Genomic DNA, 21,778 nt, shown 5'->3' with positions numbered 1-21,778 from the left:
AGCCGAGGGTTTTTAATTCTAATAGAGTATTAGGCGCCAAAACTATCGCATGCGTTTTTTGCCGTCTTCGCCGAGCATCTGAGCGACGAGGCGAGATTCGCCAACAGTCGTCTTGATCTGATCGGGTGTGATGGCGCCGGCTGCTTCTGCGAGAGCGGCTGCGTATTCGAGTTCCTCTTCACGGGAAAGTTTTTCCTGTGATGGTGGCTCAGCAAGCTTAATGACATTCATGCCGGTGTACTTGGTGAAGCCGGTACCGACTGGGATGAGGTGTCCGAGGAGGACGTTTTCCTTGAGGCCAACGAGCGTGTCCTGCTTGCCTGCGAGGGCAGCTTCGGTGAGAACCTTGGTGGTTTCCTGGAAGGAAGCACCAGAGAGGAACGAGTCGGATTGGAGTGAGGCCTTGGTGATACCGAGGAGGAGGGTTTGGCCGGTGGAAGGACGACACTTGGCAGCCTTCGGTGGAACCTTACCTTCAGCTTCGCATTCGGCAACAGCGTCCTTGAGTTCGTTCTTGGACACGATCGCATCGAGTGGAAGATTGGAATCGCCTGGGTCTTTGATCTTGCCCATGCCAGCGACGGTTGCGTTTGCTTCACGGAAGCGGAACTTGTCGACCACTTCGTTTGGCAGGAGGTTGGTGTCGCCGGGGTTCTCAACGCGGATTTTGCGGAGCATCTGAGACACGATGATCTCGATGTGCTTATCGTCGATGGGGACGCCCTGTGCACGGTAGACGTTCTGAACTTCGTCGATGAGGTAAGCGAAGAGGTTTTCTTCACCCTTAACACGAAGGATGTCTTGTGGGATGAGTGGGCCGTCGATGAGCGGATCGCCTGCGTCGATGTAGTCGCCGGTGTGGACGAGCATGTGCTTGTCCTGCGGGACGTGGTGATCGACTTCGAGGCCAGCTTCGGAACGGACGATGACGGTCATCTTACCACGGCGGCGGTCAGAACGAAGTTCGACGGTACCGGAGATCTCGGCCATGATGGCGGATTCCTTCGGTTTACGAGCTTCGAAGATCTCGGTAACACGTGGGAGACCACCGACGATGTCGGCAGAACCGGATGCTTCACGAGGCTGACGGGCAAGGAGGTGGCCAGCGGCGACGCTTTCACCTTCTGTAACGTCGATACGAGCCTTCGCAGGCAGGTAGTGGAAGTCGAGGATGTTGCCAGCGGTGTCTTCGATAACGATACGTGGGTGCATTTCACCCTTGTGTTCGATGACGACGAGCTGTTTAACATCACCCGCTTTTTCTTCGCGAACGGTTTCGCCGAGGACGATGTCTTCGAAGCGAATGGCACCAGCTTTTTCGGCGAGGATGACGGTACGGTGTGGATCCCATTTAACGAGGATCTGGCCGCGTTTCACGGTGTCACCTTCGTTGACGAGGATCATGGCACCGTATTGGACTTTGAACTTCTCAAGTTCGCGGCCCTTGTCGTCGGTCACGAGTACTTCACCGTTACGTTTAAGAGCGACGAGGCAATCGTTGCCGTCTTCGTCCTTGGTTGGAACAGCGTTGGCGTCACGGATGACGATCTTACCAGGGGTGGAAGCCTGGAAGCTGGTGTCGATGGTTGCGGTTGTCGCAACACCACCAGTGTGGAAGGTACGCATGGTTAGCTGCGTGCCTGGCTCACCGATGGACTGAGCTGCGATGATGCCGACGGCGAGGCCTTCCTCGACCTTGCGGCCGGTGGAGAGGTCGCGGCCATAGCAGCGAGCACAGATACCGTGTGATGAATCACAAGAGAGCGGTGAGCGAACCATGACGGACTCGATGCCGAGGCCTTCGATGGCGCGAGCTGCTTCTTCTGTGATGATTTCGTTTTCTTCCGCAATGAGTTGATCGGTGATCGGGTTGCGGATGGTTTCGCGAGCGGTACGGCCAACGATTTGCTGGCTGAGCGCGACGTCGATTTCTTCACCCTTATAGATGGCGTGCTTGGTGACACCCTTGTGGGTACCACAGTCGTCGCCGGTGACGAAGACGTTCTGAGCGACGTCAGCGAGTTTACGGGTGAGGTAGCCGGAGTCAGCGGTCTTAAGCGCGGTGTCGGCCAAGCCCTTACGAGCACCGTGGGTTGATGAGAAGTACTCGAGGACGGATAGACCTTCGCGAGCGTTAGCCTTAATCGGTGTTTCAATAATTTCACCGGAAGGCTTAGACATCAGACCACGCATACCAGCGAGCTGCTGAACCTGCGAGACGTTACCACGAGCACCGGACGCGTCTTTGGACATGATGAACACCGGGTTGATGTACAGCTTGCCTTCATCGGAGTCGACAGGGAGGTGGTTGTTGAACTCGTCACGGCGGTCCTTACGGAGTTCCTTGAGGAGTTCCTTGGTGACGGCTTCACGACAGTGTGTCCAGAGGTCGAGGAGCTGGTTGTAACGTTCACGTTCGGTGATAGCACCGGCCATGAATGCTTTCTCGACGCGGTCGACCTTTTTCTGGGTCTTGTCGATGAGCTCTTTTTTCTTCTCTGGGATACGGAGGTCGGTGAGGCCGAAGGATAGGCCTGAGATTGTTGAGTGCTTGAAGCCGATGTTCTTCATGTTGTCGAGAAGATCGATGGTCGCGGGACGACCGGAGATTGCGTAGGTGTCGTCGATGACACGTGAGCAACCCTTGGAGCCGAGGGCACAGTTATAGAACTGCATGCCATGAGCGAGGATCTCGTTGAAGAGGAGACGGCCAACCGTGGTGACGATGCGAAGGTTTTTCGGCATCGGAACGGCTTGATCTTTTTGGTCGTTAACGACGTCAACCCAGCGGCCTTCAGGCATGCGGACTTCGATGAAGTCGTGCATTTCGATCTTTTTGAGATCGTAAGCGAGGAAGGCTTCATGCGGGGTGTGGAACTTCATCATCTTTTCGCGATCGGGCTCGCCGCCACCATGTTTCATGGTGAGGTAGTAAGCACCGAGGAGGATGTCCTGCGAAGGTGAGATAATGGGGTTGCCGTTGGCTGGGGAGAAAATGTTGTGCGGTGAGAGCATGAGCAGTGAAGCTTCAGCTTGAGCTTCGACTGAGAGTGGGAGGTGGACAGCCATCTGGTCACCGTCGAAGTCAGCGTTGAAGCCGGTACAGACGAGTGGGTGAACGCGGATAGCGTTACCTTCGACGAGTACTGGTTCGAAAGCTTGAATACCCATACGGTGAAGGGTCGGAGCACGGTTGAGCATAACCGGATGCTCGTGGATGACTTCCTCGAGGATGTCCCAGACTTCAGGATCACGACGCTCGAGCATTTTCTTCGCGGACTTGATGGTGTCGACGAGGCCATGCTCTTTGAGCTTGCGGATAATGAATGGCTGGTAAAGTTCCAGAGCGATCTTCTTGGGAAGACCACACTGGTGAAGTTTCAGGTTGGGGCCGACGACGATGACGGAACGAGCGGAGTAGTCGACACGCTTACCGAGAAGGTTTTCACGGAAGCGGCCTTGCTTGCCCTTGATCATGTCGGTGAGTGACTTGAGTGGGCGGCTGGATGAGCCGAGCACTGGACGACGGCAACGACCGTTATCAAAGAGTGCATCGACAGACTGCTGAAGCATACGTTTTTCGTTACGAATGATGACTTCAGGAGCGTTGAGGTCGATGAGTTTCTTGAGACGGTTGTTACGGTTGATGATACGACGGTAGAGGTCGTTCAAGTCGGAAGTAGCAAAGTTGCCGGACTCGAGAAGAACGAGTGGACGCAGGTCTGGAGGGATGACAGGAACAACGTCCATGACCATCCAACCTGGATCGTTTTCTGAGTGGCGGATCTGCTCGATGATCTTCAGACGCTTGGAAAGGTCTTTGATCTTCTGTTTAGATTTAGTGTTGTTAAGGTCAGCGCGGAGTTCACCTGCGACGGCATTGAGGTCCATACGGGAGAGCAGTTCTTTGACTGCTTCAGCACCCATCATGGCCTGGAAGCCAGCACCGTAGGACTCGTAAGCCTGACGGTATTCGTCTTCGGTGAGGACTTGCTGGTGTTTGAGTGGGGTGTCGCCGGGCTCGGTAACGACGTAGTCCTGGAAGTAAACGACCTTTTCGATGTCGCTGGTCTTCATTCCAAGGAGGTTGCCGAGGTGGGAAGGTATGGCTTTGAAGAACCAAATGTGGACGATCGGCGCGGCGAGGTTGATGTGACCCATACGCTTGCGGCGTACGCGGGAGTGTGTGACTTTGACGCCACAACGATCACAGATAATACCTTTGAATTTGGTGCCTTTGTATTTACCGCAGGCACATTCGTAGTCGCGTTCTGGTCCAAAGATACGTTCGCAGAACAGGCCGTCTTTTTCGGGACGGTATGTACGGTAGTTGATCGTTTCTGGTTTTTTGACTTCGCCGAAGGACCATGAACGGATATCGTTCGGTGAAGCAAGTGTGATCTTCACAGCGGCGTAGTCATTAACACGATCGTAAGCTATATCAGCCATATCTTGAAACACTCCATCATTGAGCGTTTAGTGGTATCAGTTTTGAACGAAGGTTCGGGTTACGAAAAGTTGAAACGGTAAACAGCCGCCTATTCGGCGGCTGCAGGGGTTGATTAGAAGATCGAACCGCCTTCGAGTTCAGCTTTTTCGAGACCGATGTTGAGGCCGAGGCCTTTGACTTCGTTACAGAGGACGTCAAACGCAACGGGCATGCCCGCTTCGAGTCTGTTCGTGCCTTTGACCATTGATTCGTAGATCTTGGTGCGGCCTTCGACGTCGTCGGACTTAACGGTGAGCAGTTCCTGAAGGATGTATGCTGCGCCGTAGGCTTCGAGGGCCCAGACTTCCATCTCGCCGAATCGCTGGCCACCGGTACGAGCTTTACCACCGAGCGGTTGCTGGGTGATGAGCGAGTATGGGCCGGTTGCACGGGCGTGAATCTTGTCGTCAACGAGGTGGTGAAGTTTCAGCAGGTACATGTAGCCAACGGTGGTCTTTTCATCAAAAGGTTCACCGGTGCGGCCGTCATGAAGTTGAATCTTCGCTTCCTGAGGCATCTTAGCGAGCAGTTCGCGGTCGCCGGGAGCACCACCAGCGGCGGCGGTGTCGGCCCATCGACGGTCACAGTACTCGTTAGCTTCTCTGAGTGCTTCCCAGATTTCACCCTCGGTTGCACCGTCGAAGACAGGCGTTCGAGCTTGGAATCCGAGGACGGAGCAGGCCCAGCCGAGGTGTGTCTCGAGGATCTGTCCGACGTTCATGCGGGAAGGCACGCCGAGTGGGTTGAGCAGGACATCGACAGGTGTGCCGTCGTCCATGAATGGCATATCTTCGATCGGGACGATACGGGCGATAACACCCTTGTTACCGTGACGACCCGCCATTTTGTCGCCGACTGAGAGTGGGCGTTTGGTGGCGATGTAGATTTTGACCATTTCGAGGACGCCTGAAGGCAACTCGTCGCCGCGCTTCATGTGAGCGAGACGGCGTTGTTTTTCCTTCTCAATGGACTGGATACGAGGCCAAAAGGCTTTGTGTACCTTAATGGCTTCTTCCATCACATCCTTGGAACCCTTGATCCATTTCACGTTGAACGATTCGATCTGCTCGAGAATGATCTCGGTGATGTCGGAAGCGGCAGCTTTCTGACGAGTCGATGGGTCAACCATTGGCGTACCCGTCGTTTCGTTGACCTTCTCGACCATCTGGCGGAAGAGTTCGGCTGCACGTTCGTCCATGTGCATTTCGTAGTCACGCATCTCACGCTTGAGCGATTTTTTCTGATCGTCGTTGAGGTGCATACGACGGCTAAAGCGTTTAGCGCCGATGACGATGCCGTCGGTGCCTGCGGGGACTTCGAGAGAATCGTTTTTAACGTCTTCACCTGCACGGCCAAAGATGGCGTGGAGGAGTTTTTCTTCTGGGGTCAGCTCGCTCTTGCTCTTTGGTGAAACCTTACCGACGAGGATGTCGCTAGGTTTAACGTGAGAGCCGATGCGGATGATGCCGTTCTCGTCGAGACGAGAGAGTTGTTTTTCTGAGACATTGGGGATGTCGCAAGTGAACTCTTCGCGGCCGAGCTTGGTTTCACGGATTTCGACTTCGAATTCATCGATATGGATCGATGTGAAGACGTCGTCCTTAACGAGGCGTTCGCTGATGACGATCGCGTCCTCGTAGTTGTAACCGTCGAATGTGTTGAAGGCGATGAGGCAGTTCTTGCCGAGTGCGAGTTCACCCTTGTCGGTGCCTGCGCCGTCGGCGATGATCTGATCTTCTTCAACCCAGTCGCCCAAACGGACGATTGGTTTTTGGTTTTGACAGGTACGCTCATTGAGGCCAACGAACTTGCGGAGTTCATACTCATCAGCGTTGTCGATCACGATCATTTTCGCATCGACATAGGTCACGGTGCCGGCGTTCTTCGCACGGACGACCATACCGGAGTACTTCGGAATCTCCATTTCCATACCTGTCGCGACGCATGGAGCTTGTGCCTTAATCAGGGGCACAGCCTGGCGTTGCATGTTCGAACCCATGAGAGCGCGGTTCGCGTCGTCGTGTTCGAGGAATGGAATCAGAGCAGCTGAGACACCGACAATCTGCTTAGGCGAGACGTCGACGTAGTCGAGTTGCTTGGAGGAAACCTGAGCGACTTCGCCGTCAACACGTGCGAGGACGTTGCCCTTAACGAGCGTACCATCGGGGTTGATGGAGTCGGTCGGCGCGATGGTGATCTTCATCTCTTCGTCGGCTCTGAGGTATTCGATACCCTTTTCGCCTTCGATCATCTTGCCGCCTTCAACCTTGCGATAAGGTGTGAGAAGGAAGCCGTACTGGTCGACGCGGCTGTAGATGCCGAGTGAACAGATGAGACCGATGTTCGTGCCTTCAGGTGTTTCAATCGGGCAGACGCGGCCGTAGTGGGAGATGTGAACGTCGCGGACTTCAAAGCCAGCACGTTTACGGTTCAGACCACCGGGTCCGAGAGCGGAGAGACGACGCTCGTGGGTGAGCATCGAGAGCGTGTTGGTTTGGTCAACGACCTGAGAGAGTTCGCCGCGGCCAAAGAAATGGTCGATGGCGGAACTGATGGACTTGCTGTTGATCAGATCAGCGATCTTTGACAGCTCGTCAGGGTCTTTAACCGACATACGCTCCTGCACGGTACGGCGGAGCTTGAGGAAGCCCTTACGCATTTCTTCGACAGCTAATTCGTCGAGGGTGCGGAGACGACGGTTGCCAAGGTGGTCGATGTCGTCGATGTGGGCTTTGTTGCGATTTGAACGCAGATCAAGCATGTATTTGATGACTTCAAGGAAGTCGTCGCCACGGATCTGCATGATGTTCTCGTCAACATCAAGATTGAATTTACGGTTGATACGGAAGCGTCCAACCTTACCGAGACGGTAGCGGTTGTCATCGAGGAATTTCTCTTCGAAGAGTTGCTTCGCTTTGTCGACCTGCGGCGGATTGCCGGGGCGGAGACGGGCGTAAAGGGCGAGAAGCGCCGCTTCGTGCTCGTTGACCTGAAGATCGACCTGTGCCTGCTTTTCCTCAGCGATCGTGTTGAGGATGAGCATATCAGAGGCATTGGAGACCACTGATATCTTCTTGAGGGCTGAGCCGAGGATTCGCTCGACGGCTTCGCCAACCTGAGCACAGACGGGGAGAATTTCCTCGCCGGTGTCGGTGTCGATGACCGCAGCCGCGACATAATGTTCGGGCTTCAGGTCGGTGACGTTGATCGTCTCGACATTGTAGAAGAGCTTAAGAAGTGAGTCGGTCGTCGAGTACTTCTCATCCAGCGCACGCAAGAAAGTCGTGGCTGGAATCTTGGTCGACTGGTCAATCCTCATCGTGAGGACGTCTTTTTTGGTGACTTCAAGCTCGATCCATGAGCCGCGTTCAGGAATGATACGGGCTGAATGGAGTGGGCGGTCAGCTTCGGCAGAAGCGATGGAGAAGTCAACACCAGGCGATCGGTGCAATTGGTTGACGATGACGCGTTCAGCACCATTGATGATGAACTCACCGCCCCCCATCATGACCGGGATTTCGCCCAGGTAAATTTCTTCTTCGGGAATCTCGGGCACATCCTTGCGCACAAGACGGACACCAACACGGAATGGCATTCCGTACGTGAGCCTTAACTCACGACACTCATCCGAAGTGTATCGGGGCTCATCAAGCTTGTAGTACAAGTACTCAAGCTGCATATTCCCGTCATACGAAATAATTGGAAACACCTCATTAAGAAGTCCTTCCAGGCCCATGTTCTTATCGCGCTCGCTCTGATCTTCCTCTTTTTTCTGCAAAAAACGCTCATATGCAGCCTGCTGCACTCGAACGAGATTTGGAATGGGAAGAGCATCGCCGCGCTTGGAGTAATCGCGCACAGAGTTTAGCTGCATCGATATCCTCGGCTTAAGAGATCTCTAAGTTCATACTGTGGAGGGTTTTACAAGCCCAGATCAGTACCGGTTCCACGCCGCGAACGAAACAGTATACACCCATGTATACATACCCACAAGCTCGACAGACACAACCTTCTCCAAACGTTTAAATTTGGTATGGATTTTGCCTGCGCGAGCTTCGCGCCTTCGTTCTAATTACCTAATGTTTTATAGTTACCGAGCTTATTGCACAAGTCCATCGCTTTCCCCAACATTTATCCACCGTGTGCCCCCAGCCAACCCACTTTCGGCAGACTGTGGCACTTAACTCTTTTATTTGCAGGCACTCAGAACTAATTTCCATTTCAATTACGGATTTTCCCGTACCGCTTTTATGCACAAAGAGGGGGAGCCTGACTATTTTTTTTTGCGCGGCTGACCGATCAGATTTCAGATGGGGACCCGGCAAGGGGAAGCGGTGCGGAGCCAACTATGCATACGCAGCATTTTGCAATCTTCTTTATAACACTGTTTTCGATTGTGAACCCGATCGGGTGTTTGCCCATATTCGTGGAAGCGACAGGTAACGACCCACCGCGGGTGCGGAACGGGATTGCACTACTGATGGGGCTGTTTATTTTTTTGGGGCTGGGAACATTTTACTTAGCAGGGAACGAGGTATTGAGATTTTTCGATGTGTCGTTGCCTGCATTTCGGATTGCGGGGGGAATCATTTTGCTGTTGACCGGGATCAAGATGCTTTGGGAGGTTCATTCTGATGCGGCTCATCCAAAGGCCCCGGCGGCGCGGAAATCAGCGATGCGGATGGCGGCCTCTCGATTCCAGACCATATTTATCCCATTAGTATTTCCGATCTTTGTCGGGCCGGGATCGGTCGCAACAGCGATCATCTTGTCATCGCAATACCCCAGCACAATCCCAACTCGCATCGCGGGCACCTCAGCCATCTTTGCTGTGGCGGGAGTCACGGTCCTGATCCTGCTCATGTCGTCGGCTATCAAGCGCGTACTCGGTGGATTGGGGATGGAAATTTGCTCAAGACTACTTGGCCTGATTCTCGTGGCGATGGCTGTACAGTTTATACTTGTCGGATTCTCGGAAGTGACTGATGGTTTAATTCATATCAAGCAAGCGGACGAAGCGATCACGCTAAACGAATAAAATCACTTCGGCAGCAACTATCTTATGATTAGGTGCGATCTCAAATACGAGATACAGATTTGATCACTATTTAGTTGCCAAATATACGTATGCCTGTAATTTAGATATCACTCGCTGAAGCTAAAAGCAATGACATCACCCATTACACTCATCAGAGCTTGCACAGGTTTTTGATAGTGGATTTACAGCATACATTAGGAGAAAGGTGTTAAAAAAAGGGTACTAAGTTTCAACTGCGGAAAGGACTTTCCGTTGGTAGTGCATTTTCTCGCCTTTTCGATCTACCGTAAATTCGTCTGAGATTGCGTTAGTCACAATACCCTCAGCTTCCTCGCCATGCAGTTCAACAACAATCTGCTCAACTTGTGGCAACCATTTTTCTACACCACGGCTGAACACGTCACACTCCGAGCCTTCGATATCCATTTTCAAAATGCCGATTTTCTCTGCATTTTGCTTTTTCATGATGGTGTCGATACGCATACCTAGCATTGCCTGATTCGAGTTTTCTTTCACTTCTTTTACGCGGAATGACCAAGATTTCGCATCGGGGTTATAAATTTCTAGCCATGCATCAGCCCCCCAAAGCCCGCCCTCGATGATGACAACATTACTTAACCCCTTGCAGTGCTCACGTAACAAAACAAGATTTTCATTGCTTGGTTCAATCGCAATAATCGTATTGTCTGGATAGCGTCTGGAGAGGTAAGCGGTTGAAATTCCGATATTAGCACCTGCATCAATTATCAGTGAGCCGGGCGAAGGCGCATTAAGATGATCAAGTTCCATGCTGAGAATAATTTGCTTGAATACATCCCAATCTGATTGTTTCGCGCGGATTAGAAATGGCACGTCATAACCCGGCACATGGATTTTATAGTCCCAAAACGCAATCGCTGCCCTAAGCATAATAAAGATGGTTTGCGACAGGTTGTAATACTGGCTCAATTTCGCATAGAGCAGATAGGTACGTTGATGCCAAAGATATTCTTGGATTGCTCGTTTTATTCTCATATATTCCGCACGATAAGACTGTTGATAGGTCGTAAATCTGCTACGGCTAACATATGCTCATTACACAGGGCAACAAACCAAAATTACCCATGACATGACTGGTCTCATTCTACCAATTACTCATTGACTGTAAATAATTCGTGTTCCCAATAACTTGGCCAACCACTTACTCATTCACCATTAGACACTCTCCCTGCTTCACATCCAGCTTTACCTCACTTCACCCAAATAACATCATTCATCGCACCAGCTATGCCGATCTTCAACTTGTAGCCTTCCTTTTTCTTAACAGGTGTGCGTGTATGAACGAAGCATCCAATAAAAGCAATCATAGCCATGGCGAAATCGAGCAAGGCAACATTCTTTATGTGATCACCTTATCTTGCGTGGCTGCGGTGGGCGGGTTTCTGTTTGGCTATGATTCTGGCGTGATTAATGGCACAATCCCTGCCCTGCAAACTGCGTTTAAATCGACGAATGTAGGCACAGGTTTTAATGTTGCTTCGATTTTACTGGGGTGCGTGTTTGGCGCATTGCTAGCTGGGACATGCGCAAATCGGTTTGGCCGCAAACCGACGATGATCGTCACCGCGGTTGCATTCATGCTTTCAGCGATTGGTTCAGGCATTGCAAATACTTCAGAATTTTTTGTTGCCGCTCGCATATTAGGCGGCCTTGCAGTTGGTGCAGCATCCGTGATTTCTCCAGCATATATCGCAGAAATTGCGCCGAAGCATATTCGTGGTGGCCTCGGATCGCTGCAACAACTGGCGATTGTATTGGGCATATTTGCGGCATTTCTGACAAACTATCTAATCGCGCATTCCGCAGGAAATGCAATCAATACTTGGTTGCTCGGATTTGCAGCATGGCGATGGATGTTTTGGATGGAAGCGGTACCATCGATTGTGTTTTTTATTGGCGCGATATTAATACCGGAATCGCCGCGACATTTGGTAGCCAAAGGTTATCATGAACGCGCGAAATCAATCTTCCTCAAAACTCGCGGCGGTAACGTACATCTGCTTGTTGAACAGGTCAAAGAAACCTTAAAAACAAACAAACAACCTTCTTTTAAAGATTTGATACACGACAAATCTAAACGCATCCACAGCATCGTTTGGATTGGTATTGTTTTATCTATTTTCCAGCAATTCGTGGGCATCAATGTCGTGATTTATTACGGGGCGTACTTGTGGGAGGCAGCAGGCTTTACGGAAGCGCAGGCTCTACAAACTAACCTGCTTTCTGGGGCTGTGAATGTGTCGGCAACAATTGTGGCTATCTTGTTGATAGATAAGGTTGGACGAAAGCCACTACTGGCAGCGGGATCAATTGGGATGTTCGTCAATCTCGCGATCCTGACCGTTATCTTTTCTTTGGCAGACATGGACAAAGATGGAAACCTGATGCTGACAAGCAATCAGGCTATTGTTGGGTTAACTGTGATCAATTTGTTTGTATTTTTCTTTGGCGTGTCTTGGGGCCCCGTAGTTTGGGTGCTTCTTGGCGAAATGTTCCCAAACAGGATTCGAGCCGCAGCATTATCTGTGGGCGCAGCAGCACAATGGTTAGCCAACTTTGTGATCACACTGACATTCCCTCCCATGCTTGCCGTTCTGGGATTATCTGGTTCGTATGCAATCTACACACTTTTCGCACTGATATCGCTCATTTTTGTGCTTATCTGGATCCGTGAAACAAAAGGCAAGCAACTGGAGGAAATGCAACTCTGATTTGCCTAATTGGAACCCCAGTCTCAATAGGCAAATAGGCATAATAGGTTTTCGTTTACACCTTCTGAACTCGACAAATACCTGATATAGCAAAAGGCTGCAACCATATGATTGCAGCCTTTTGCTATCTGTTTTCAGTGTGTAATCTGCCAATTATTACAGCTTCAATCCTAATCAAATCAAGATTACGACCTGCGGCGAAGCATCGCCAAGCCGCCAAGGCCAAGCAATGCAAGACTCGCTGGCTCTGGGATCAACACACCACTCAACGACATCGCATTGAGATAGATATAGTTCCTTGTACCATTAGGATAGAAATCACCACCCTTAACAGAAACGACGATCTCACCATTTTGATCCGCTGCAATTGAATCGAATTCGACCAATGCACCATTCGCAGCGTTATCCAACACCTCAATGCCATTGGCAATAACACGGAAATCACGCGAGTTACCTGTTGTGCTGTGGGAGAACTTCGTTGCATGGAATGTCTTCAGATCATAAAGCGCGCCAGCTACAAGACCTGTAAATGCAACTTCGACACTGTTCTGTTCATTTTGGTCGGCATTGTTATCCCAGCCAGATGCCTGCCACATGTCTTTAGCTGCCGTATCTGTAAACCAACTGGTACTATCAGAAACACCTTGATTACTTCCATTCGCATAGAGTAGGTTATCTGTAACAGTAACCGTGCCATCGAGGTTCACGACCTCAACAGTTTGATTTAAAAAATCTTCACGTGTCACTAGATCAACATCTGTTACTGTCCCAGTCGATGTCACCATACCATCGACGATGGTGCCAACATAGGCAGTCGTCAAAGTATCCGTGCCACCATCATCGATGTACATTGGTACGTCGTTGTAGTGAACTCCGCCGATTACACCTGTGTAATCACCAAAATCATAGACTGAGCCATCTGGATTCTCGCGTCCACTTTGCACATCAACAAAAATAGTTTCGCCCGCACCAAGTGTTGCTGCTGAAGCATAACTTATCATCAATGAACTGATTGTTACTACACCTAATATTTTACAAACGTTTCTCATGACTTTCCCTTTCCGGTAATTCTCTGAAATGATCCAAAATCTCAATGTAATTAAAACGATAGCCGACACAGAAAATCCGAACGGATTGCTGCAACATATGTTAAATAAATCTGATTAATAACTTCGGTAAAAAATATAAACATGAAAGCACGAACACTTAATAGGCAATCAGGCATATCAATGCTTCATATTTATTTATATCACCTAAATAACACATGTGCAACTGTTGCCTTATTTATTTTGACATTTTTATAAGCCTTTTTGCCTTCCCTACCATGGGTTACAACTACAAAACCCCAATTACCACCTTTTTGGTGCGAATTTGTTTAATTCCCCCATCATTACTTATAATGCCCACCAGAAAGCGAGAAACCAATGTTGCTTGAGTACGCTAGAAATCTATACGACTTATCTTTAGACGCTGCACCTTGGCTGATTTTGGGATTGCTAGTCGCATCATTAATTAAGTTTGCCTTGCCTACCAACCTGCTACAGCGATGTTTTGCAGGACGAGGCATATTCTCGATCACCAGGGCAGCTGTCCTGGGGACGCCACTGCCCTTGTGTTCATGTTCAGTATTACCTGCCGCTGTCACATTACGCCGATCGGGCGCATCGCGTGGCTCAACAACGTCCTTTCTGATTGCAACGCCTGAAAACGGTTTGGATTCAATCGCTGTGAGTTATGCATTGCTCGGGCCATTTATGACATTGGTTCGCCCAATCGCAGCCATCACGACCGCCATAACAGCAGGTGTACTCACCGAGTACCTTGCCAAAGAAGAACCTGTAAAAGAATCGCAAACAGTAACGGTCGCTGGTAATGAAAACTCTTTGTGCTGCTCCAGCTCTGACATTAGTTGCAGCAAAGAAGCCCAACAACCAACAACATGCTGCGTCGAATCACAAGATGCAGACGCTAGGAACAATGGCGTCAAAGGCTGGATCGTCAAAGTATTCCGCTATGCATTTGTCGATTTGTATCGTGATCTCGCTTTTTGGCTAATCGTGGGCATTGTCATTGCAGCTTCAGTTCAGACTTTCATCCCACCTGAAAAACTAACTGAAGTCGGATCAGGCATCATGCCCATGCTTCTGATGCTGATTGTTGGCGTACCGCTATACATTTGCGCTACAGCATCGACACCACTCGCAGCCGCCATGCTACTAGCCGGCGTTTCGCCAGGCACTGCGTTAGTGTTTTTGCTAGCTGGGCCAGCTACAAATATCGGATCGCTTGCGATTATTCGCCGAGAGATTGGCACGATCGCAACGATTATTTATTTAGGATCCATTGCAGTCTGTTCACTGGGTGCAGGCCTACTAACCGACTACTTCATCGGCATCCTCAATATCAATATCACTGCGGAATTAAGCAGTTCGCATAATATTATCCCGGTACCGATCGCGATCGGTTCATTGCTTCTACTCACACTTGCAACATTGCCATTAATCAAACCGATTTTCAGCAAACGCGTCACAACCTCATGCTGCAGTTCTTGAAGTAAACACCTCGCTCATTATTTTCAAACCTTGAGATGAGACACATTGCGCAGCCTTGATCTTGATGCTTGCCGATACTTGTGCTTAAATCGATCTCTGCGTAACGATGTATTCTCTTCGCTATACAGCTCTTTCACGAGTTGATGAAAACCTGCACGCAACTGTTCACAACTCATCCCTTTTGGCTGATATGTAATATCAAAAAGGGTACAGCGCTCCCATGCATTCTCTTCAAGCAATCTGCCCTCACGCCTAAGCCTTGAATAGAGCGGTGTGCCAGGGAATGGAGTCAGATATGTGACTTGCACATCATACAGCTCCAACTTATCTGCAAAAGCAAGCACACGATCAAATATCCCAACATCATGGCCATCAAGCCCAAGAATAAAACAGCCATTCACGCGTATGCCGGCACTCTGAATCTTGGTAATGCCCTCTTGATATCGTCCTAATTGTTTTGCTTTCCAATTGCCCTTGGTTTCCAAGCCATTTAGACCGTCTATAGATGGGCTTTCCAAACCAATAAGAACTTCCGCACAACCACTCATACGCATCAAATCCAGCAGCTCATCATCCCATGCAACACTCAAATCCGTTTCCGTAAACCACTTCACCTTACGTTTTGCCAATTCAGGAAGCAGTTTCTTCCAATACCCTCGATTTACAAAACTATTATCATCAGCAAACTCGATAAATGGACGCTTCCATAACTCGCAAATCTTATCAACCTCTGCGAGCACCTTTTCCATTGGTTTTTGTTTGTATTTATCCGTTAAAAGAATCGAGCTTGCACAAAACTCACACTTAAAAGGACATCCTCTAGAAGTCTGCACAGTCAGGCGATTGTATCGCTGAATATCGAGTAGTTCATAAGCAGGCATAGGCGCGTCAGCGAGATCAAATGGTTGAGATGCGCGGTATTTTGATTTTAAGCAACGATCTCGGGCATCAACCAACATCTGCTTCCAGACCAGCTCTCCCTCACCCACAATTACTGAATCACAAAACTGCAACGCCTCGTCTGGCAATGATGTTGCATGCAATCCACCCATCACAACATACTGAACACCGTGATTTTTCAACCGCTCGCATAACACGTATGCTTCTTTCACTTGAGCAGTAAAAGTCGAGATTGCGATCACATCAAACGAATCCATTTCATCCAACGACCAATCATCGATTTGATCAACTTCGTGATAACTCACCTCGCACCAATCGGGTGATAAGCTTGCAAGCGTTATAAGCCCCAAACTTGGCAACGATGCAATCGTCTCGCTTCTTTCTACAAATCCCGGCAACGTCAGCCCCAATGCCAACAACTCACGGTCACACGCCCGCACACCACTCATCGCAATTAAGCCGACTCTTAGTTGTTTTTGTGCCTTTTGTTTCATCATGTCTCATATCCTCGGAATGATCATTAATATGCTCGATTCAATAGATTGCCACGACAAGCCATAGAAGCAGGCTGCCAATCCCAATAAGCAACATGCTCACAGGTAAGGCAAAAGCATGCCGCCAACTTTTCCTCCACGCAGACAGTAAACAGATCACAGGCATCCCAATCCCCCCGATGATCAGGGACGCGCCACTTATATTGATACCCCACCCAGAAACGCCAAAAACTTTTACCGTTAAAGCAAAACCAATATTCACTGCAGCCATACCCATAAATGCGATATGTCCAAGGCGCACCATCCGCCTCCGCCAACTACCGTACCCACCCATGAAGTCTTCCCGTGCAAAAAACATACCGATCACTGCGCCAGTAAAAATGCCAACCATCACCCACGCCCAGCCAAAAATTAGATTCACCTCAACCATTACATCGCTCCTTCACACTTTCGTTTTTACTCATGCGGCTAATAAATGGACAATCAACAAAGCCAGCACGTTTTGTATATTTTTACTTACATTAACAGAATAAGTATTCACTTACAATACTCTTAATCATTTTTTCATAAACTTAAACAAGCATAATCCCCTACATACAGCCACAAACTGCGTTATAGAATGCACTTAAAGTAGCCACACCGAGGATAATGAAATGATGACTGAACACGATCTACTTGATGTTGCGATCAAAGAAGCTCGCAAAGGACTGACAGAAGGTGGCGTACCCATCGGCTCCGCAATCATGGACGCCCAAGGACATATCGTTGGCAAAGGACACAATCTTATCTTTCAGACCAAGGACCCTACAGCTCATGCAGAAATGTGCGCCGCACGCACTGCTGGCATCCGCAATGATTGGCAATCTTTCACACTCGCCACCACCCTCTCGCCATGCCTGATGTGCTCCGGCCTCATCACCTTCTATCAGATCCCACGCATTATCATTGGCGATGACACTACCGTACCCGGCGCACGCAACACGTTATCTCGACATCAAATCTCTTTCGAAATACTCAACGACCCATCATGTATCGATATGCTTCAGACATGGATCGACGAAAATCCAAAGAAGTGGGCCGTCATAGAGGGGCATGAACACCCGAACAATTAGCCAAAAAAATCATATATCCCACAACCATTTTTTATCACATGTGGCATAATATCAAACATGACACAAAGAGGCTGACATGATCATCAAGAAATTTAATAATCACTTTCATCAATCAGCTCAGATAACTATCGCCATCCATCACATCCCCTTCACGACAACAATCTCCACCTCACGAGGCCCGTGTACACCTGTAATCAATACACCTTCAATATCTGCCGTCTTGCTTGGCCCGGTTATAAATACCTTCGAGCTGGGTTGGTCATTTCCTTCAATACCTTTAAACCTTGCCCAATAATCGATCATGTCAGCCACAAGGTCGCATTCACGCACAATGGCAACATGACATTCCGGCACCAAGCTGGCTCCACGTCCACCGCCGCCACCACCATCCTTCCCACTCTCAATGACAAGTGTTCCTGTTTCAGCAAGCGCTGCAGTAACATCTGTTACACCAATCTCCGCATCATACTGCCCCTCAAAATTGCACACCCCATCCGCCGGCACATACAACACTGCGCCTGCATCATCAATCACAGTTTCCAAACCCAAATCATCCAGTTTCTTTCCCCATCCACGTATCACTTTCTTCGCCTGATACTTTTCACATAATCGCCTGAACACATCTTTCACCTCATCCTGCTCGCAAACAGTCACAAGCATCCCAACAACCTCCGCACCTTGTTTGAATCGTGCGAGCAGATCCGCATCTTCTTCAAGTAATCGAAACACAGCCTCATCAACTCCCGGCACATTCTTCGGTACACTGGCCTTCTCGTACCCAAGTGACTTCGTGATGCGCTTAAGAAATACACTTTTTTCTTCACCCAATTTTTGATTCATATGCATCACTCATCTCCCTTTGAATCATGATCACGTGACCACCAATCCCTGAATTGGCGGCTCGGCGGCGTCGGCAAATCCTTCTGATCCGTCCACCCTTTCAACGGCCCTCTCATTCTCTTCACCCAACCACGATCAACATACTTCCCCCCTCCCTCTTTCTGCCTTGCAATCAATCGACTCATCATCCGCTGCAAACGATTACTCAACAAATAACCAGTCTTACTGCTATACGCGATCGTCCACCCCTTCATCATCAATCGTTCACCCCAACTGTTCATTTTCTGCTCATTCATCACACGACGATGATGGATCAACTGCTTCGGTATATTTATCCGCACTGGGCACGCATCGTAACACGCTCCGCAAAGCGAGCTCGCGTTCGGCAAATCCTTATAGTTCTCCATCCCCTTCAACATCGGTGTTAAAATCGAACCGATCGGCCCCGGATAAACAGCACCATAGCTATGCCCACCAATCTTTCGATACACCGGACACGTATTCAAACAAGCACCACAGCGAATACACCGCAGCATCTCCCTTGTCTCTTCACCCAACGCATTGCATCGGCCATTATCAACCAACACAATATGCATCTGCTCCGGCCCATCTACCTCTAACTCTCGCTTAGGACCTGTCATAATATGCGTATAACATGTGAGTGGCTGCCCTGTACTACTTCTCGTAAGCACTTTCAACATCGCACCAAGATGTTCCTGCCGTGGAATTAGCTTCTCGATCCCCACCATCGCGATATGCACTTTAGCAACCGATGTACTAAGCCGTCCGTTCCCTTCATTTGTACAGATCACAACCCCACCTGTCTCTGCAATCAGAAAATTTCCACCCGACATCCCAAGATCTGCTTTCGCAAATTTCTTTCGCAAATGTTCACGCGCAATGGTTGTCAGCTCTTGAGGATTTTCTGTATACGCTGCGCCAAGCTCACGCGTAAATGCCTCCGCAACCGACACCCTATTCTTATGAATCATTGGCGTCACAATATGTGACGGCGCATCATGATCCAGCTGCAAAATAAACTCACCCAAGTCCGTCTCAACCGTCTCAATACCCGCTCCCTCAAAAGCATCAAGCAACTGTACTTCCTCAGTCACCATACTCTTACTTTTCACACATAACGTCGACCCATTTTGCCGCGCAATCGCCAATGCGATCTCTCTCGCCTGCTCTGCATCCTTGGCCAAATGAACCACAGCCCCACTTTTCTCCGCATTTTCAATGAACTGCTCAAGGTAATAATCCAGATGGTCCAACGCGTGCTGCTTGATCTCACCCGCCAACTCTTTAGCCTTGAGTACATTAGCACCAAATGTTTGCTCCATCATCGCCTTACGGGCAACATCCTTCTTCAACGTCGCACTATTCACAAACTGCTGCAACTGCACATTCTTCACCGCCCCCTTGACCCGGTTCTTCATCCCCTCATAAGGCAATTCCGGGAATAATAACTCATGCCCGTCCACAGCCTGCCCATCACCATTTAAATTTCTCTGATCTTCTAATCGCGACATCAATATCCCAATCTAATCAACCATTAGCCCCAACCTGATCAGAATCATCCATCAAGCTCAAACTCTCAGCAATGATCTCTGCCAAACTCATAAATTTCACATCAACCCCCTCTCGCCGACATGTCCCCTCGATATTCATACTGCAACCTGCATCATTCACCACCACAACCTTCGCTCCGGTCTTCTCAATACACCCCACCTTATCACGCGACATCTCACCACTCACCTCTGAAAACTTCATCGCAAACGTGCCGCCAAACCCACAACACTGCTCCATCTTCTCAAGCTCATGGTACCTAACCCCTTCAATCTGCTTCAGCAACTGCACCGCCTCATCCGTCATCCCAATCCCTCGCAAGTGACACGAATAATGATATGTCACATCCCCATCCCACTTCGCACCAAACTCACGCAAATCAATCTTCGCCACCTTCACCAAAAACTCAATAAATTCATACGTCCGCTCTGCTAAATTTCTCGCCTTCGCCTGCCACTCAGGCATGCCCTCAAACGCCTCTTCATAATAATCCCGCACCATTGCCGCACATGACCCCGACGGCGTCACCACATACTCATACCCCTCAAACACATCTATCATGCGCTTAGCCAATCCACGTGTCTCTTCTGCAAACCCATTGTTCCACATCGGCTGACCACAACACGTTTGCTCCTCCGGAAACACAACCTCGCATCCCAAGTGCTCCAATATCTTCACCAGCGCAATGCCTGTGCGCGGGTAAAAGTTATCCGTCAGACATGTAATAAAAAGTGCTACTTTCATATCAAACCCTGCCCCACACCACGAAGCTGACCCAAAACTTGCTCATGCCACCCTCCCTCAACAACCAAAACCGCAATCACAAATTTCCATGATTTGCCATAATCACTCAAATCATATCACACTTCATGACTGTTTTGTATTTCATTGCTAAATAATAGGCCCCTCCCCACTCATGTCTCTTATGTTGATCCCCACCTCACCACGCCGATTGATATATCTAGATATTCATAAATAACTTATGCTTCGCTTTACGACGAGCCCATAGCCAGCACGCGTAACACTCGCCGCTCAGCTTCAACTTCAACAGGTAAAAATCCCCCCACATCCCCGTCGATCTCAACCGCGACTCGTCGTTCATCCACCTTCTGCCCTGCCGTAACCTCACGTCTCACACTGTCTCCTTCACAAACCCGCAACACTAATCGCCGACTGCGACCATAACTCACCCCCGGCTTCCCAATATGCACATCTCGCCATATCCACCACACATACCGCAACATCTGCAGCACGCCCCCTTTCTCAAGCACCACCCAATCCACCATCCCATCATCCGCGACGACCTCCCCCGCAATCGGCAACCCCGCCGCATACTGCTTCAATACAAACACAAATGCGCAACATCCCCTCACCACGCCCCCTTCCTCCGGCAGCAACTCAATCCGGGGCCACCCATACCGCCACACCGTCTTCAACACAATCGGCACGTAACTCAAACGCGTCACACGCTTCTTTTTCTCCTCACCACGATCCGATTTCACCCGCCGCCAAAGATCCAACGCATGAATCACCTCAGCATCAAACCCCGCACTAAGCACCAACGTAAAATACTTTCCATCTCCCTTCTTACTCTGCTCATCTTTCCCAATATTCGTTCGATGCATCACCCATCCCATATCCACTCGAACGCAATCCCCCTTTGCAATCGCTTCAGCCATCGCCCCCGCTTCGCGTGTAAACCCAAACTCTCTCGCAAACAGATTCTCATTCCCCATCGGCAACATCGCCACATTCACATCCCCCAAATTCTCACCCACCGCTAACTCATTCACCACATCACCCAGCGACCCATCACCACCCGCAGACACCACCGTCTCACACCGCTCTCCCAATTTCCTATCCGACAAGATCGCCTTTCGCTCATGCAGATCCCACACCGCTTCTCCTTTAACACCGCACTTTTCAAGCGCACCAATCAACTCCGCAACATACCGCTTGTTCTCACCGCTGCCACTATACGGATTCGCAAAAATGTAAACAATCTTCGCTGCCATACGACCTTTTTACTCCCAA

At 49.7% G+C, this 21,778-nt stretch carries 15 protein-coding genes; 4 read left to right on the top strand and 11 right to left on the bottom strand.

Going from position 1 to position 21,778, the window contains the following annotated elements; genetic code table 11:
- Positions 1-42 precede the first annotated feature (42 nt).
- Together rpoC and rpoB are read right to left on the bottom strand one after the other, a co-directional pair.
- Positions 43-4,449, bottom strand: coding sequence for a DNA-directed RNA polymerase subunit beta' (gene rpoC / locus KS4_RS02510; protein ID WP_145074168.1), 4,407 nt, complete (start codon positions 4,447-4,449; stop codon positions 43-45).
- A gap of 113 nt (positions 4,450-4,562) precedes the next feature.
- A complete protein-coding gene (rpoB, locus tag KS4_RS02505; RefSeq protein ID WP_145074166.1) occupies positions 4,563-8,363 on the bottom strand; it encodes a DNA-directed RNA polymerase subunit beta in 3,801 nt (1,266 codons plus the stop codon).
- Between the two features lie 474 nt (positions 8,364-8,837).
- Between rpoB and KS4_RS02500 the strand changes: the two genes are divergently transcribed.
- On the top strand, positions 8,838-9,527 hold the full coding sequence (locus tag KS4_RS02500; protein WP_145074163.1) for a MarC family protein: 690 nt from the start codon (positions 8,838-8,840) through the stop codon (positions 9,525-9,527).
- A 222-nt stretch (positions 9,528-9,749) separates the two neighbouring features.
- Here the strand turns inward: KS4_RS02500 and KS4_RS02495 are convergent, their stop codons facing one another.
- Together KS4_RS02495 and KS4_RS17980 are read right to left on the bottom strand one after the other, a co-directional pair.
- The gene (locus KS4_RS02495; RefSeq protein WP_200761486.1) at positions 9,750-10,475 is read right to left on the bottom strand and encodes an FkbM family methyltransferase; all 726 of its coding nucleotides are present in this window, start codon (positions 10,473-10,475) and stop codon (positions 9,750-9,752) included.
- Positions 10,476-10,756: 281 nt separating this feature from the next.
- Positions 10,757-10,879 carry a hypothetical protein gene (locus tag KS4_RS17980; protein WP_261341897.1) on the bottom strand — a complete coding sequence of 41 codons (123 nt, stop codon included), beginning with the start codon at positions 10,877-10,879 and terminating at the stop codon, positions 10,757-10,759.
- Between KS4_RS17980 and KS4_RS02490 the strand changes: the two genes are divergently transcribed.
- Positions 10,844-12,277, top strand: coding sequence for a sugar porter family MFS transporter (locus KS4_RS02490; RefSeq protein WP_145074158.1), 1,434 nt, complete (start codon positions 10,844-10,846; stop codon positions 12,275-12,277). The genes KS4_RS17980 and KS4_RS02490 overlap by 36 nt on opposite strands.
- A 185-nt stretch (positions 12,278-12,462) precedes the next feature.
- Here the strand turns inward: KS4_RS02490 and KS4_RS02485 are convergent, their stop codons facing one another.
- On the bottom strand, positions 12,463-13,278 hold the full coding sequence (locus KS4_RS02485) for a PEP-CTERM sorting domain-containing protein (protein WP_200761485.1): 816 nt from the start codon (positions 13,276-13,278) through the stop codon (positions 12,463-12,465).
- Between the two features lie 423 nt (positions 13,279-13,701).
- On the opposite strand from KS4_RS02485, the gene KS4_RS02480 reads away from it, so the two are divergent.
- Positions 13,702-14,829 carry an SO_0444 family Cu/Zn efflux transporter gene (locus KS4_RS02480; RefSeq protein WP_145074152.1) on the top strand — a complete coding sequence of 376 codons (1,128 nt, stop codon included), beginning with the start codon at positions 13,702-13,704 and terminating at the stop codon, positions 14,827-14,829.
- Positions 14,830-14,852: 23 nt separating this feature from the next.
- Here KS4_RS02480 and KS4_RS02475 read toward each other — a convergent pair whose 3' ends face one another.
- Both KS4_RS02475 and KS4_RS02470 read right to left on the bottom strand, forming a co-directional pair.
- Positions 14,853-16,226 carry a B12-binding domain-containing radical SAM protein gene (locus KS4_RS02475; RefSeq protein WP_200761484.1) on the bottom strand — a complete coding sequence of 458 codons (1,374 nt, stop codon included), beginning with the start codon at positions 16,224-16,226 and terminating at the stop codon, positions 14,853-14,855.
- A gap of 37 nt (positions 16,227-16,263) precedes the next feature.
- Positions 16,264-16,653, bottom strand: a complete 390-nt coding sequence (locus KS4_RS02470) for a hypothetical protein (protein WP_145074149.1) — start codon at positions 16,651-16,653, stop codon at positions 16,264-16,266.
- Positions 16,654-16,879: 226 nt separating this feature from the next.
- On the opposite strand from KS4_RS02470, the gene KS4_RS02465 reads away from it, so the two are divergent.
- On the top strand, positions 16,880-17,335 hold the full coding sequence (locus tag KS4_RS02465; RefSeq protein ID WP_200761483.1) for a nucleoside deaminase: 456 nt from the start codon (positions 16,880-16,882) through the stop codon (positions 17,333-17,335).
- Positions 17,336-17,473: 138 nt separating this feature from the next.
- Here KS4_RS02465 and KS4_RS02460 read toward each other — a convergent pair whose 3' ends face one another.
- The 4 genes from KS4_RS02460 to KS4_RS02445 form a co-directional block, all read right to left on the bottom strand.
- Entirely contained in the window at positions 17,474-18,181 is a 708-nt protein-coding gene (locus KS4_RS02460; RefSeq protein WP_145074143.1) for a LutC/YkgG family protein, read from the bottom strand.
- A complete protein-coding gene (locus tag KS4_RS02455) occupies positions 18,181-19,707 on the bottom strand; it encodes a LutB/LldF family L-lactate oxidation iron-sulfur protein (protein ID WP_145074140.1) in 1,527 nt (508 codons plus the stop codon). The genes KS4_RS02460 and KS4_RS02455 overlap by 1 nt, the downstream gene beginning before the upstream one ends.
- A gap of 16 nt (positions 19,708-19,723) precedes the next feature.
- Positions 19,724-20,488, bottom strand: coding sequence for a (Fe-S)-binding protein (locus tag KS4_RS02450; protein ID WP_145074137.1), 765 nt, complete (start codon positions 20,486-20,488; stop codon positions 19,724-19,726).
- A 248-nt stretch (positions 20,489-20,736) separates the two neighbouring features.
- A complete protein-coding gene (locus KS4_RS02445) occupies positions 20,737-21,759 on the bottom strand; it encodes a diacylglycerol/lipid kinase family protein (RefSeq protein WP_145074134.1) in 1,023 nt (340 codons plus the stop codon).
- Between the last annotated feature and the right edge of the window lie 19 nt (positions 21,760-21,778).

The sequence above is a fragment of the Poriferisphaera corsica genome, from assembly GCF_007747445.1.
GTDB classification, from domain to species: Bacteria; Planctomycetota; Phycisphaerae; order Phycisphaerales; family Phycisphaeraceae; genus Poriferisphaera; species Poriferisphaera corsica.
This window is presented reverse-complemented; position numbering and strand designations above follow the sequence as displayed.

Excerpts from the sequence above, each read along its gene's own strand:
- KS4_RS02450 (WP_145074137.1), bottom strand. The coding sequence starts at position 20,488 with ATGAAAGTAGCACTTTTTATTACATGTCTGACGGATAACTTTTACCCG.
- KS4_RS17980 (WP_261341897.1), bottom strand. The coding sequence starts at position 10,879 with ATGGCTATGATTGCTTTTATTGGATGCTTCGTTCATACACGCACACCT.
- rpoC (WP_145074168.1), bottom strand. The coding sequence starts at position 4,449 with ATGGCTGATATAGCTTACGATCGTGTTAATGACTACGCCGCTGTGAAG.
- KS4_RS02485 (WP_200761485.1), bottom strand. The coding sequence starts at position 13,278 with ATGATAAGTTATGCTTCAGCAGCAACACTTGGTGCGGGCGAAACTATT.
- KS4_RS02480 (WP_145074152.1), top strand. The coding sequence starts at position 13,702 with ATGTTGCTTGAGTACGCTAGAAATCTATACGACTTATCTTTAGACGCT.
- KS4_RS02465 (WP_200761483.1), top strand. The coding sequence starts at position 16,880 with ATGACTGAACACGATCTACTTGATGTTGCGATCAAAGAAGCTCGCAAA.
- KS4_RS02475 (WP_200761484.1), bottom strand. The coding sequence starts at position 16,226 with ATGATGAAACAAAAGGCACAAAAACAACTAAGAGTCGGCTTAATTGCG.
- KS4_RS02490 (WP_145074158.1), top strand. The coding sequence starts at position 10,844 with ATGAACGAAGCATCCAATAAAAGCAATCATAGCCATGGCGAAATCGAG.
- rpoB (WP_145074166.1), bottom strand. The coding sequence starts at position 8,363 with ATGCAGCTAAACTCTGTGCGCGATTACTCCAAGCGCGGCGATGCTCTT.
- KS4_RS02470 (WP_145074149.1), bottom strand. The coding sequence starts at position 16,653 with ATGGTTGAGGTGAATCTAATTTTTGGCTGGGCGTGGGTGATGGTTGGC.
- KS4_RS02455 (WP_145074140.1), bottom strand. The coding sequence starts at position 19,707 with ATGTCGCGATTAGAAGATCAGAGAAATTTAAATGGTGATGGGCAGGCT.
- KS4_RS02500 (WP_145074163.1), top strand. The coding sequence starts at position 8,838 with ATGCATACGCAGCATTTTGCAATCTTCTTTATAACACTGTTTTCGATT.
- KS4_RS02445 (WP_145074134.1), bottom strand. The coding sequence starts at position 21,759 with ATGGCAGCGAAGATTGTTTACATTTTTGCGAATCCGTATAGTGGCAGC.
- KS4_RS02460 (WP_145074143.1), bottom strand. The coding sequence starts at position 18,181 with ATGCATATGAATCAAAAATTGGGTGAAGAAAAAAGTGTATTTCTTAAG.